This is a genomic window from Streptomyces aquilus (assembly GCF_003955715.1).
Classification (GTDB): Bacteria; Actinomycetota; Actinomycetes; order Streptomycetales; family Streptomycetaceae; genus Streptomyces; species Streptomyces aquilus.
Genome location: NZ_CP034463.1, coordinates 6,696,782 through 6,709,435, shown reverse-complemented (window position 1 = coordinate 6,709,435; position 12,654 = coordinate 6,696,782). Strand labels below are relative to the sequence as shown.

Below are 12,654 nucleotides of genomic sequence, written 5' to 3'. Positions count from 1 at the left end.
CTCACCCGGAGATCTTGATCGTGGCGCTGGAGAAGGTGGGGAGTTGGAGGGTGACGTCTGTGGTGGATTCGGGTGGGGAGGGGAATTGCATGAAGACGGGCAGTTCCTCTCCTGCCTTGAGGATGGAGAGACCGGTCGTCGTCAGGGGGCGGCCTTCGGTGTCACGGAGCACGTAATAGCGCTTCTTCTCCTTGGAGTCCACGAGGGTGGCTCCGCCGAGGGACCTGTCGTGCGCGATGATCTCGGTCTCGTCGCCGCGCAACGCGCCTGGCACCGTGACCGCCTTGGCACTGTCGTTCTTGAGCGTGCCGTTCACTGTGACAAATCCGCCAGCATCACGTTCGACGGACGTGACCTGCAGGAGCAGCCCGCTCGAACCCTTCAACTCGGCCTGGACGTCGTCCGACTGGCCTTCCTGGGCGCTCGGGTCGGAGCCCTCCTTTTGAGGAGCGGACGCGGTCGCTTCCGGCTTCTTGTCGCCGTCGCCCCCACCGCCGCCGCAGCCGGCCACACCGACGGCCAGTCCGGCCGCGAGCGCCAACGCGACCACCCCTCTACGGGCCTGCGCAGTGAACCGAATGCTGCTCATGCGTCTGCTTCCTTCGTCACTCGTCGTTCGCTTGTCAGTCGGCCAGGTGGACATCGAAGAGATCCTCGGGCTTCGGCAGATCGCCCAGATCCTCCGGGTCCAGGTCCCAGTTCTCGCCGTCCTTGCAGGTGAGGCGTGGCAGTACGTCGTCCGCCGCGTCCTCGGCTGGAGGTTCGAACGTGCACCGGGGCTCGACCTCGGCGGTGGCGGACGCCTTGGACTGCTTGTTCTCCGTGCCCGGGATGACGGACTCCCCCACGGACTTGTTGGTCCTCACCTCGACCGTGTAGGCCAACGGCCCCTCTGGGTCGCAGACCAGCACCACGGCGTCGTTCTGCGCCGCCAGCTGGTCCGCACGCCCGCAAGAGGGGTCGAGCCCCTCCGCGTTGCCGTCGAAGATGTCCTGCCACTTCGTCGGGTCGAGGACGTCCGTCACCCATTGGCCCGCGAGCTGGTCCCGCCGGTCCTGGGCTGCCGCCAAGGCCGCCGCGTCAGCGGCGGTCTGGGCACCGTTCTTGTTCGCCGCGGCCTGGCCGACCGCAAGGTACGCGAACGCGAGAAAGAGCAGGCCGCCCACCACCGTGATGTAGATGGGGAAGGCCTGCCCTGCGTCTCCGCGAGCGCGCCCGCGCATCAGCCCGTGATCTCGCCGATCTTCGTGGTGATGGCGTCGGCGATCTGGTTGCCGAAGTCCGTGCCGAGGAGGATCAGGATGATCGCTACGACCACCGCGATGATGCCCAGGTACTCCACGGCCGTCTGTCCCTTGTCGTTCCGCTCGACGCGGGCCTTGAGGTACGAGACCGTGGTGTTGATCCAGTTGCTCATGGCGTTGCCCTCCGTTGTCCGTGGTGCGTGCAACGTACGAGGTGACGCCCTTCTTGCCAGAGGGTCCCAGGGCCCAAATCCGGGCCCAAATCGCGCTCACCGCAGGTCTCCATGTGATTCCGGGGCCGTTCCGAGCCACTTGGCGGCGGCCTCGGCTCGGCTGGTGCTGTGGAGTTTGGCGAAGATGCGGTTGATGTGGTTCTTGACGGTCTTCTCGCTGATGAAGCAAGTGGCGGCGATCTGCTGGTTGTTCATGCCGGATGCGATGAGCTCCATGATCTCCGCCTCCCTCACGCTGAGTTGATACCGAGACTGTGCCACAGGTGGTTGCAATCGCGAAAGTAGTTTGCCAGAAGTCCCTTGTGGGCGGGTGCTTGAGATCTCTGTATCGTATGCAGTTGCACTTGCCAGGCCCAGGTTCTCCGGCAGGGGTACGGGCTTCGAGCTTCGTAGTCCGGCCATTACGGCACCCGCCGCCGACACGGTGAAATGGGCGCTGCCCGAGCCGATGTCCCGTACCGCCGCCACCAGTTGGTCCGCGGTGAACTCGCCGTGCACCAAGTAGCCGCCCGCGCCTCGGCGGAGGGCCTCGTGGACGATCTCCGACTCGCTGCTGTACGTCAGCATCAGCACCGGGGCGATCGGCACCAGGTGCGGGAGGGCCGAGATGCCGTCCACCCCGGGCATCCGGACGTCCAGGAGGATCACGTCGGGGCGGTGGCGCCGGGCGGCCTCGTAGGCCTCGCGGCCGTCCGTCGCCTCCGCCACGACCGTGATGTCCTCGCGGCCGGAGAGGAGGGCGGTGAGGCCCGCGCGGACCACCGGGTTGTCGTCCGCCACCAGGACGCGTAGATGGGTGCGTCGGGGTTCCTCGGTCGGCTCAACCGGCTCAACCGGCTCGACCGGGTTGTGGGGGATCGTCTGGTCGGGCATCATGCGGCCTCCTCTCGGATCTCACGGATCTCTCGGATCGTGGCCAGCGGGAGTTCCAGGCGGACCTCCGTGCCCTTGGGGTGGTCTCCTCGGCCGATGCGGATGCGGGCGCCCATCGAGGCTGCCCGCTCGACCATGCCCACCAAGCCGAAGTGGCCTGCTCTGCGGAGTTGTTCGAGGGTGGTGTCCTGGGGGAGGCCGCGGCCGTCGTCGTAGACCGTGATCCGCAGGAGGTCGCCGTGGACCCCTGCGCTCACGTCCACCTGGGTGGGGGACGCGTGGCGGTGGGCGTTCTCCATGGCCTCCGTGGCGATGGTGAGGAGGTTGCGGGCCACGGTGGGTGGGAGCGGGGGGAGGGTGGCCTGGTCGTCGCCGGTGGGGTGGTAGGTGGCGGGGATGTTGGTGCGGGTGCTGAAGTCCGTTGTTCTGGCCGACAGTTCGGCCATCACGTCCATGGACTGGTGCGGAGTTGCCTGGCGGCGTAGGTCGGCCAGGAGTTCGCGGGATTCCGCGGCTGCCCTGCGGGCCGAGCGGGCCACCAGGTCGGCCTGGCTCCTCAGCAGGGCCGGGTCCGTGTCCGTCGCTCCCGCCGAGGCCGCCAGGCCGTCTGCCGCCAGGGCCACGCCGTGCAGGGTCTTCGCCACCGAGTCGTGCATCTCGCGGGCCAGGCGGGCGCGTTCCGTGGCCACTGCTTCTGTTGCTGCCAGGCGGGCCTGGACCGTGGTCAGGGCCTGGGTGGCCGCACCGAAGCGGAGGAGGAGGTTGCGCAGGGTCACGCCCATCGCGCCCGTGACCACGCAGAGGCCGGGCAGGAGCAGCGCCTCGGCGACTGTGGGGTGGAGGTCCTTCGAGGCGGCGTAGACGGTTACGAGGATCAGGCCCTGGAGGGAGGCGAAGCAGCCTGCGCCTCGCCAGCCGTAGACGAGGCCCGCGAGGAGGGGGGTGCAGACGCTGACGTAGGCGAGGGTGGTGTCGGGGCCGGCCGAGATGAGGAGGAGGGCGCCGAAGAGGGTGTCCGCGGCCAGGAGGGTGGGGTGGCGGAGGAGTAGGGGGCCGAAGCGTTCCCAGTCTCTGAAGAGGACGTAGGAACCCATGAAGGTGACCAGTACTGCTGCGGCGACCAGGCGTGCGCTCAGGCCGGGGGCGGCGTTGAGGAGGGCGGCGGGGGCGGCGAGCGCGATCATGGCCAGGCGGAAGCCGAAGACTTGGCGGCACATGGCTTGGAGCGCGTTGGCTTGGAGGGGGATTGTGGGTGCGGGTGCGGGTGCGTGGGTGGGCACACGGCCTTCGGCCGGATTTGGGTTCCCACCCGCACCACCCGTGCAGCTTTCGTCGTCGAGTGCGGGTGGCCCCTGTGGGGCCTCAGCGCCGTCGGCGGCTGACCGCACAGTCGCGAGGGCCTCCGCCCTCGCCTTCGTCATCGCCATCCCCGGCCTCCCGCCCTACTTCCCCGTGATCGAGCCGAAGTCCGTCCCCGAACCCAGGATCAGGCCGGCCCCCAGGAGCAGCATCGTCGCCGGGACCATGAACGTCGTGATCATCATCGTGGCCTTGGGAACCGCGCGCGCGGCCTTGCGGCGGGCGTTCTGGGCGTCGGTGCGGCGCATGTCCTTGGCGAGGGCGATGAGGGTGTCGACGATGGGGGCGCCCAACTCCTCGCCCTGTTGCAGTGCCGACACGAACATCGCGACCTGTTCGGAGTCGTTGCGGCGACGCAGCTCCGCGAACGCCTGCCTGCGGCTCATGCCGAGGTCCATCTGGCGCAGCGTGATGCGCAGTTCGTCGGCCCACGGGCCCTCGTACTTCGTCGCCACCCGGTCCAGCGCCTGCCGGAATCCCAGGCCCGCGCTGACCACCACCGCCAGGACGTCCAGGAAGTCCGGCAGGGTGCGCTCGATGACGTCCTTGCGGACGCGGATCGCCGACCAGATGCCGACCTCCGTCCAGAACGCCCCGAACGCGAAGAGGAGGAGGGCCAGGAGCCAGCTGCCCCGCATGACGCACAGCAGGCCGCCGAAGCCGCCCAGGAAGCCGTACACCGCCCGGCGTGCCGCGTAGCGGTCGATCGTCAGGCCGCCCGGGTTGCCCGCCAGGTCGATCTTCCGCCGGTACTTCGCCACCTGCTTCGGGCCCATCAGCCGCAGTACCGCCGGGGCGTACCGCATCCCCAGCCGGTCGATCACCGAGTCCACCGCGCCCGTGCGCGTGGCGCCGACCTCCAGGGCCAGCATCAGGTCGCTCGGCAGCTTCGCGTCCGCCCGGTACATGCGGATGCCCGCGAAGACGCCCCAGACGGACAGTCCCATCAGCAGCGCGAGTGCGATTCCGATCGTCATGGTCTTCGCTCCCCTCCCTCACACGTCGATACGGGACAGGCGGCGGATCAGGATGAAGCCCACCGCGTACATCGCGAACGCCACGATCACCACGCCCTGGCCGATCGGGGAGCCGGTCATGCGGTCCAGGGCGCCGTCCTTCACCCCGTTCATCAGGAACAGGGAGCCGATGCCGAGGACCGGGACGGCGTACGACGTCATGTTGACCTGGGAGAGTTGCGTACGGACTTCCCTCCTCGTCTCCTTCCGCTCCTCCAGCGTCTCCGTCAAGTTGCGCAGGGCGCCGACCACTTGGCCGCCCGCCCGGTTGGAGAGGACCAGGGTCGTCACCAGGACGACCAGTTCCCTCGACGGCAGCCGCTCCGCCATCTCCCCCAGCGCGTCGTCCAGTGACGCGCCCAGTGCCAGCTGGTTCGCCACCTTGCCCAGCTCCTCCCCCGCCGGGGCCTCCAGCTCCTCCGCCGCCATGCCGATCGCCGTGCGCAGGGCCAGGCCCGCCTGGGTGGCGTTGGCCAGGATGCGGGACAGCTCGGGGAGTTGGTTGATGAACTTCTCGATGCGCTTCTGGCGTTGCCAGTTGAGGAACTGGAGGGCCGCCCAGATGCCCAGCAAGCCCGCGATCGGGCCGAAGAAGGGGGCCAGGGACGCCTGGCCGATCAGGAACAGGCCGGCCGCGCTGGACATCATGTAGACGAAGAACTCGCCCGGCGTGATGTCGAGGCCGGTCGCCGCGAGCCGTAGCTCCAGCTTCCTGCCGAACCGGGTGCGGCGCAGCCGCCGGTCCAGTTTCGGGAAGCGGCGCCTGCGGCCGCCCACCTCGATCTGGCCGGTCGCCGAGAGGCGGTCGATGAGGGCCTGGCGCTGGGCCCTGCCCATGGCGTACGCGTGCAGGCCGGCCACCGCGAGGCCGCAGGTGAGCAGGGTGAGGCCGGTGGCGAGCTGGACGAGGGTGTGCAGTTCCATGGGGGCGTCCACCTACCTGGTCTCTCGGGTCGTCAGCTCGGCCACGGACTGGGCCACGCCGAAGGCCTGCGGGATCGGCTGGCCCGCCATGTAGAGGCGGTTCGCGGTGCGGCGCGGCAGCGGGGCGTACGCGAAGGTGCCGTAGACACGGCCGTCCGCCGCCATCGGCTCGGCGTCGAAGCGGGCGACCGTGGCCAGGCGGTACGGTTCGCCGCCGTGGCTGTCCAGCACGGCGATCTCGGTGATCCTGCGGGCCCCGTCCGGGAAGCGGGTCAGCTGGATGATGACGTCGACCGCGCTGTTGATCTGGTCGTGCAGCGCCTCGAAGGGGACGCCGACCTCGGACATCGACGCGAGGGTCTTGAGCCGCATCAGGGCGTCCTCGGTGCTGTTGGCGTGGACCGTGGCGAGCGAGCCGTCGTGGCCGGTGGACATCGCCTGGAGCATGTCGAGGGACTCGCCGCCGCGGACCTCACCGACGACGATGCGGTCGGGGCGCATGCGCAGGGAGTTGCGGACCAGGTCGCGGATGGTGATCTGGCCCTTGCCCTCGACGTTCGGGGGGCGGGATTCGAGCCGGATGACGTGGGCCTGCTGGAGCTGGAGTTCGGCCGAGTCCTCGATGGTGATGATGCGTTCGTGCTCGGGGATGAGGCCGGAGAGGGCGTTCAGCAGGGTGGTCTTCCCGGTGCCCGTCGCGCCCGAGACGATGATGTTGAACTTCGCCCGCACCAACCCCGCCAGCAGATACAGCATGTGCTCGTCCAGCGAGCCGAAGCCGATCATCTCGTGGAGCGTGAAGGAGCGGGGGAAGCGGCGGATGGTCAGGGTCGCGCCCGTCAGGGACAGGGGCGGGATGATCACGTTCACGCGCTCGCCGGAGGGGAGGCGGGCGTCGACCATCGGGTTCGACTCGTCCACGCGGCGGTTGACCGTCGACACGATCCGCTCGATCGTCTGCATCAGCTGGTCGTGGGAGGGGAAGCGGAGCGGCAACTGCTCGACCCTGCCGCCGCGTTCGACGAAGATCGCGTCCGGGCCGTTCACCATGATCTCGGTGATCGACGCGTCCTCCAGCAAGGGTTCCAGGATGCCGAGGCCGAGTGCCTCGTCGACCACCCTCCGGATCAGCTGCGAGCGCTCGACCGTCGACAGCACCGGGCCCTCACGGCTGATGATGTGCCCGAGCACCCGCTCAAGCCGGGCCCGGCGCTCGGCCGCCGCGAGCGAACTCATCTCCGCGAGGTCGATCTCCTCCAGGAGCTTGGCGCGGTACGACGAGACGAGGTGGCCGTCCTCGCCCCGGGCGCCGTTCTCCTCGGGGGTGCTGATGCGTGCGCGCAGGCTCATGGTCGTACCTCGTTCAGTGGTCGAGCGGCATGGTGGCGGTCTTGGTCGCGTTACCGAAGTCCCAGACGAGGAGGGGGATGTCGACGGTGGCGGTGACCGTCACCGTGTCGTCGCCCTGGGCGGCCGAGCAGGACACGGACAGCCAGTCGCTCACCGTGTTCGCGCAGCCTTCCTGTGCGCTGCGCTCCAGCGAGGCCGCCCGCGCCCCCGCCCTGGCCGCCGTGCCGGCCTGCTGGGCGGCGTAGGCGATGAGCCCGACCTGGACGCCGGCGAGGGCGACGAGGAGCAGGATCGGGATGAAACCCAGGTACTCGATGGCGACTTGGCCCCGGTCACGCCGGGCTTCACGAGCGTCTAGGACTTTCCTGTCGTACGACATCTCAGTCCTTCTCCTCCTGCACGGCCCCCGCGTGGCCCTCGACGGTGAACGGGAAGCCGATCGAGCCGGGGAAGAGCACGGGCACCTTCAGGGACACGTCGGCGGTGACGTAGTCGCCGTCGGCTGTGCAGGTCACCTCGGCGTCCCCCTGCCACGCGCCCGGCAGGTCCTTGAGGCCCGCCTCCTGGCAGGCCGCCTGGCCCTCCGATGCCGTCCCCGCCCGTACCGCCTCGTCGGCGGCATGTCCGGCCAGCGTGAACGTGTAGCCCACCAGCACGAACTGCCACACCAGCACCAGGGTGGCGATGATCAGCGGTGTCATCCCGAGGAACTCGATGGTGACCTGGCCGGAGTCCCGCGGGGCCCACCCGGAATCTCCGTACCGCCGCCGCCTCACGGTCCCAGCTCCCTGCGCCTGCGGAAGCTCACCGCGCCCCGGTCGCCCCGCCCGCCGCCCTTGTGCGCACCGGCCCCCTCCCGTGCCTTGACCAGCCCCAGCTCCCCCGCCAGGGCCCACAGGGCCTGCTTGACGGTGCTCTTGTTGTCGAGTTCGTGCACGCGGCCCGCGTCCACGACTCCCTGGAGTTCCTTGAAGTGGGCGGGGATCGCCGTCCCGGCGACCGGCGTGCCGGTGATCTTCTGGATCAGGTGCGGCTGGATCTCCGTACCGCGGGTGTGCCGGTTGACGACGACGGTCGTCTCCTCGGCCTTGCGGATCTGGAGCCGGTCCCACATGCGGACGGCCCGCTTGGCGCCGCGTACCGCGACCACGTCCGGCGTGGTGACCAGCAGGGCCGCGTCCGCCATCTCCACCGCCGCGGCGCCCGCGCCGCCGAGTTGTGCGCCGCAGTCGACGACGACCACCTCGTAGCGCGAGCGCAGGGCGCTGACGATCTGGCGGGCGGCGCGGTCGGTGACCTCCTCGCCGCGTTCGCCCTCGCCGGGGGCGAGGAGCAGGGCGACGCCCGTGTCGTGGCGGAAGACGGCGTCCGCGAGGACCCTCGGTGAGATGTCCGTGATCGCCGCGAGGTCGACCACCGACCGGCGGAACTGGACGTCCAGGAAGGAGGCGATGTCGCCGGTCTGGAGGTCCATGTCGACCAGCACGGTGGAGCGGCCGGACGCCTGGGCGGCCAGGGCGAGTTGGATGGCGGTGAGGGTCGCGCCCACCCCGCCCTTCGCGCCGCTGACGGTGACCACGGTGCCGCCGACGCCGGTGAACACGTCGGCCCCGGCGCCGAGATGACGTCGTACCCCCACCGACCAGGCGGCGACGGCCTGGACGCGGCTGGCCAGCTCGTCGTAGTGGAGCGGGAGGGCGACCAGGCCGCGGGCGCCGTAGTCCATGGCCGCCTGGAACAGGCCGGGGCTCGCGTCGGAGGTGACGAGGATGACGCCCACCGCCGGGAAGCGCAGGGCGACTTCGCGGATGAGCTCCAGCGCGGGGACCGGGCCGATGCGTTCGTGGACGACGACGACCTCGGGGAGTTCGTCGACGGACTCGGCGGCCAGCCGGGCCAGGGTGTCGACGAGCTGGGTGGAGTCGACCACCGGGGCGACCGGTTCGGCGTCCGGGAGCTGGCTGAGGAGGGTGGTGATGGAGCGGACGGCGTCCGCGTCGCCTACGGCCGGCAGGATCCTCGTGGGCATACGGCTCTCACTTGTCCTTCGCGAGTTCGTACGTGCGGTCCTGGTCGGGGACCTGCTGGTCGCCGCCGGGAGCCACCAGGGCGAGGCGGACCCGCTCGGCGAACGACTCGGCGTAGGTGAGGCGCTGGGCGTCGAGGGTGGAGAGGGCGAAGGTGATCGGGACGGCTTCCTTGGTGCGCTGGTCCCGGTTGCTCTCGTCGGGGTCGAGCGGGGTCAGCCTGCCGACGTCGAGGACTTTGGCATTGGTTACGATGATCTTGGACTGGGCGGGAGCACCCTCCCGCTCGCCCTCGAAGGTGGCGTACACGTTGACCGTGGAGCCCGGCGTGATCTTGCCGGCGACGCCGGTCGCCGCGTCGATCATGATGGCGACCTCCTGCTGCCCGGGCTGCAGAGCCGGCTGTGCCACGATCATGTCGCTCTGCAGCAGGGAGCCCTTCTCCAGCTTGGTCACCGCGATCTTGCCCTCGATGTCGCGGAGATCGGTGACGGCGTTGGCCGACAGCCACCGCTCGGGCATCGAGATCTTCTCGAACTGGGCCCTGCTCAGCGCCGTGTAGGGCGGGATCTCGGCCTTGACCTCGTACGCGGTGACCTCGGGGCCGACCTTGGACTTCACGTCGTCGATGACGGACAGCACACCGGCGAAGGCCGCCAGGGCGCAGACGACCGACAGGATCAGGAGTATGACGCCGCGGCGCTGACGGGAGTTCATGAACCGGACAACCTCATTGGGGGATGTGGGTCGGCAGGGCTCACCCGGTGGTGAGTTGGTGCTGTTCGAGGGGCGATGTCGCGGAGCAGAAGACACAGCGGTCGCCGATGACGTCGATGCCGCACCAGTGGCAGCTGGACTGCCGGACGGACGTCACCAGTTGGTAGAGGACCGAGAGGTCGGGCAGGAAGGTGCAGAACTCGACCAGCTTGGCGGTGCCCCACCAGACGGCGGACTCGGCGGGCAGCGGGGCCTCTCGCAGTCCCTGGACGTTCCAGGCGGGTGCGAGGGTGCCCGCGATCCAGTCGGTCTGGAGCTGGCCCTTGGCGACCAGCATCGAGGTGGCGAACTCGGGCCCCGACAGGGACGCCTCGGGGCCGATGCGGACGAGTTGCGGCTCGGGGTGGGCGATCACGCCGAACTGGCTGCCGGGCACCCAGGACTTGGCGTGGGACTTCAGCCCGACGGGGACGCGGTCGAGCTTGGTGACGGAGCCGAGGACGGCACCGGCGTGGATGTAGTGGGTCAGCAGCCGGCCGGCGGAGGCGAGGACGCCGGGGCTGAGGTCGCAGGAGGCGAGCTGCCGCAACTGGCGGGCCAGGACGGCCAGTCCGAGCGGGGGCAGATCGGGACGGAAGAGCGCGATCCGGTCACTCTCCAGCAGGGAGCGGATGGTGTGCAGCCGCCGTTCCACGCCGGGCGCGACCACCCGCGAGCAGACGACGATCACATGTCCGCACTGGTCGATCAGCTGTTGCAGCGACGTCAGCGCCTGGTCCAGCGGCTGCCGGTCGAGGTCCTTGAGGACGACCGCGGGCACGGTCCGCTCGTCCTGTGGCGGCAGTGCCATGTCGGCACCGGTCACGGCAATGGCAGTTGGCACGCGCAGCTCCCCGTTCCCATGCCTCGCCGGCCCGACCGGCGTTACCCGACCCACCCAGTCGACTTCACTGCGTGACTACGCAAGCACTCTAACCACGCGGTTGTGACCGGAGAACAGCGTTTGTGTAGCTGGCGAGGAACTGCCGTTACACAAGTTGCGCCAAATCGGGGCAGGTTGAGCATCTTGCCCGACATATTTCGGCCCTGGGGCCCTTGCCAGGGTCGTCGGGTGGGCCCAGGGGCCCATACCGGGAGAGCGGTCACGGCGGCCACTTTGGTCTGGACCTATTGACAGATGGATTGGTCTGGACCAGCTTATTGTCATGTCCCCACAGAGACGATCGACCCGGCTCTGGTCCGGAGTCGTCACCGCCGCCCTCGTCGCCTTCTCCCTCTCCCTCGCGGGCGCGGGACAGGCCTCCGCAGCCGACGTCAACAACGCCAAGAACGCCGGATTCGAGTCCGGCCTGACCAACTGGACCTGCACGGCGAGCAGCGGGGCGACCGTCTCCTCGCCGGTCCACTCGGGCGCCGCCGCCCTGAAGGCGACCCCGGCGGGCCAGGACAACGCCAAGTGCACCCAGTCCGTCGCCGTGAAGCCCAACTCGACGTACACGCTGAGCGCCTGGGTCCAGGGCGGCTACTCCTACCTGGGCGTCACCGGCACCGGCACGACGGACGTGTCCACCTGGACCCCCGACTCCGCGTCCTGGAAGCAGCTGTCGACCACCTTCACCACCGGTTCCTCGACGACGTCGGTCACGGTCTACACCCACGGCTGGTACGGCCAGGCCGCCTACTACGCCGACGACCTCTCGGTCTACGGCCCCGACGGGGGCGGCGGCACCGACCCGACGCCGACGGTCCCGGCCGCACCGGCCGGCCTGGCGGTCTCCGGTACGTCGTCCTCGTCGGTGTCCCTGACCTGGAACACGGTCTCCGGCGCCACCGGCTACAACGTCTACCGGGGCGGCACGAAGGTGACGGCGGTGACGGGCACGTCGGCGACGGTGACGGGCCTCGCGGCCTCCACCTCGTACTCCTTCCAGGTCACGGCGACCAACTCGGCGGGTGAGTCCCCGAAGTCGGCGACCGTGACGGGCACGACGACGGCGACCCCGACCGGCCCGGCGCTCCCGAAGCACGCGGTCACCGGCTACTGGCAGAACTTCAACAACGGCGCCACCGTCCAGAAGATCTCCGACGTCCAGTCCCAGTACGACATCATCGCCGTGGCCTTCGCGGACGCGACGACGACGCCGGGCGCGGTGACCTTCAACCTCGACTCGGCCGGTCTCGGCGGTTACACCGTGGACCGGTTCAAGGCGGACATCGCGGCGAAGAAGGCGGCGGGGAAGAAGGTGATCATCTCGGTCGGCGGCCAGAACGGCACGGTGTCCATCAACGACTCCACCTCGGCGGCCAACTTCGCCAACTCGGTCTACTCCCTGATGCAGACGTACGGCTTCGACGGCGTCGACATCGACCTGGAGAACGGCATCAACGCCACCTACATGACCCAGGCGTTGCGGTCGCTGTCCTCGAAGGCGGGCTCGTCGCTGATCATCACGATGGCGCCGCAGACCATCGACATGCAATCCACGTCGAACGGCTACTTCCAGACCGCCCTCAACATCAAGGACATCCTCACCGTCGTCAACATGCAGTACTACAACAGCGGTTCGATGCTGGGCTGCGACGGCAAGGTGTACTCACAGGGCTCGGTGGACTTCCTCACCGCGCTGGCCTGCATCCAGCTGGAGGGTGGACTCGCCCCGTCCCAGGTGGGGTTGGGCCTGCCCGCCTCGACGAGCGGCGCGGGCAGCGGGTACGTGTCACCGACGGTCGTGAACAACGCCCTGGACTGCCTGACCAAGGGCACGGGGTGCGGTTCCTTCAAGCCGTCCAAGACCTACCCCGACCTGCGGGGCGCGATGACCTGGTCGACGAACTGGGACGCCTCGGCCGGGAACGCGTGGTCGAGCGCGGTGGGGCCGCACGTGCACGGGCTGCCGTAGGCGGCCGGACG

The 12,654-nt window shown here is 69.5% G+C and carries 14 protein-coding genes; 1 reads left to right on the top strand and 13 read right to left on the bottom strand.

Going from position 1 to position 12,654, the window contains the following annotated elements:
• Position 1 precedes the first annotated feature (1 nt).
• The 13 genes from EJC51_RS31030 to EJC51_RS30970 all read right to left on the bottom strand — a co-directional run bounded on the left by EJC51_RS31030 (position 2) and on the right by EJC51_RS30970 (position 10,626).
• Positions 2-589, bottom strand: coding sequence for a hypothetical protein (locus EJC51_RS31030; RefSeq protein ID WP_126274097.1), 588 nt, complete (start codon positions 587-589; stop codon positions 2-4).
• A gap of 34 nt (positions 590-623) precedes the next feature.
• A complete protein-coding gene (locus tag EJC51_RS31025; protein WP_126274096.1) occupies positions 624-1,223 on the bottom strand; it encodes a pilus assembly protein TadG-related protein in 600 nt (199 codons plus the stop codon).
• A complete protein-coding gene (locus EJC51_RS31020) occupies positions 1,223-1,417 on the bottom strand; it encodes a Flp family type IVb pilin (protein WP_079308008.1) in 195 nt (64 codons plus the stop codon). Before EJC51_RS31020 ends, EJC51_RS31025 begins: the two co-directional genes overlap by 1 nt.
• Before the next feature lie 96 nt (positions 1,418-1,513).
• Positions 1,514-2,350, bottom strand: a complete 837-nt coding sequence (locus tag EJC51_RS31015; RefSeq protein ID WP_126277195.1) for a response regulator transcription factor — start codon at positions 2,348-2,350, stop codon at positions 1,514-1,516.
• The gene (locus tag EJC51_RS31010; protein ID WP_244362931.1) at positions 2,350-3,777 is read right to left on the bottom strand and encodes a sensor histidine kinase; all 1,428 of its coding nucleotides are present in this window, start codon (positions 3,775-3,777) and stop codon (positions 2,350-2,352) included. Before EJC51_RS31010 ends, EJC51_RS31015 begins: the two co-directional genes overlap by 1 nt.
• A 15-nt stretch (positions 3,778-3,792) precedes the next feature.
• Positions 3,793-4,680: a DUF5936 domain-containing protein gene (locus EJC51_RS31005; RefSeq protein ID WP_126277193.1), complete on the bottom strand. Its 888-nt coding sequence runs from the start codon at positions 4,678-4,680 to the stop codon at positions 3,793-3,795.
• Positions 4,681-4,704: 24 nt separating this feature from the next.
• Positions 4,705-5,649 carry a type II secretion system F family protein gene (locus EJC51_RS31000; protein WP_126274095.1) on the bottom strand — a complete coding sequence of 315 codons (945 nt, stop codon included), beginning with the start codon at positions 5,647-5,649 and terminating at the stop codon, positions 4,705-4,707.
• Positions 5,650-5,661: 12 nt separating this feature from the next.
• Positions 5,662-6,999: a TadA family conjugal transfer-associated ATPase gene (locus EJC51_RS30995; protein WP_126274094.1), complete on the bottom strand. Its 1,338-nt coding sequence runs from the start codon at positions 6,997-6,999 to the stop codon at positions 5,662-5,664.
• A 13-nt stretch (positions 7,000-7,012) separates the two neighbouring features.
• Positions 7,013-7,378, bottom strand: coding sequence for a TadE/TadG family type IV pilus assembly protein (locus EJC51_RS30990; RefSeq protein WP_126274093.1), 366 nt, complete (start codon positions 7,376-7,378; stop codon positions 7,013-7,015).
• 1 nt (position 7,379) lies between these two features.
• Positions 7,380-7,700 carry a pilus assembly protein gene (locus EJC51_RS30985; protein WP_126277192.1) on the bottom strand — a complete coding sequence of 107 codons (321 nt, stop codon included), beginning with the start codon at positions 7,698-7,700 and terminating at the stop codon, positions 7,380-7,382.
• Positions 7,701-7,771: 71 nt separating this feature from the next.
• Positions 7,772-9,028, bottom strand: a complete 1,257-nt coding sequence (locus EJC51_RS30980; RefSeq protein WP_126274092.1) for a CpaE/TadZ family protein — start codon at positions 9,026-9,028, stop codon at positions 7,772-7,774.
• A 7-nt stretch (positions 9,029-9,035) separates the two neighbouring features.
• Entirely contained in the window at positions 9,036-9,743 is a 708-nt protein-coding gene (gene cpaB, locus EJC51_RS30975; protein ID WP_126274091.1) for a Flp pilus assembly protein CpaB, read from the bottom strand.
• 40 nt (positions 9,744-9,783) lie between these two features.
• On the bottom strand, positions 9,784-10,626 hold the full coding sequence (locus EJC51_RS30970; protein WP_126274090.1) for a hypothetical protein: 843 nt from the start codon (positions 10,624-10,626) through the stop codon (positions 9,784-9,786).
• A gap of 322 nt (positions 10,627-10,948) precedes the next feature.
• On the opposite strand from EJC51_RS30970, the gene EJC51_RS30965 reads away from it, so the two are divergent.
• Positions 10,949-12,643, top strand: a complete 1,695-nt coding sequence (locus EJC51_RS30965) for a chitinase (RefSeq protein ID WP_126274089.1) — start codon at positions 10,949-10,951, stop codon at positions 12,641-12,643.
• Positions 12,644-12,654 lie beyond the last annotated feature (11 nt).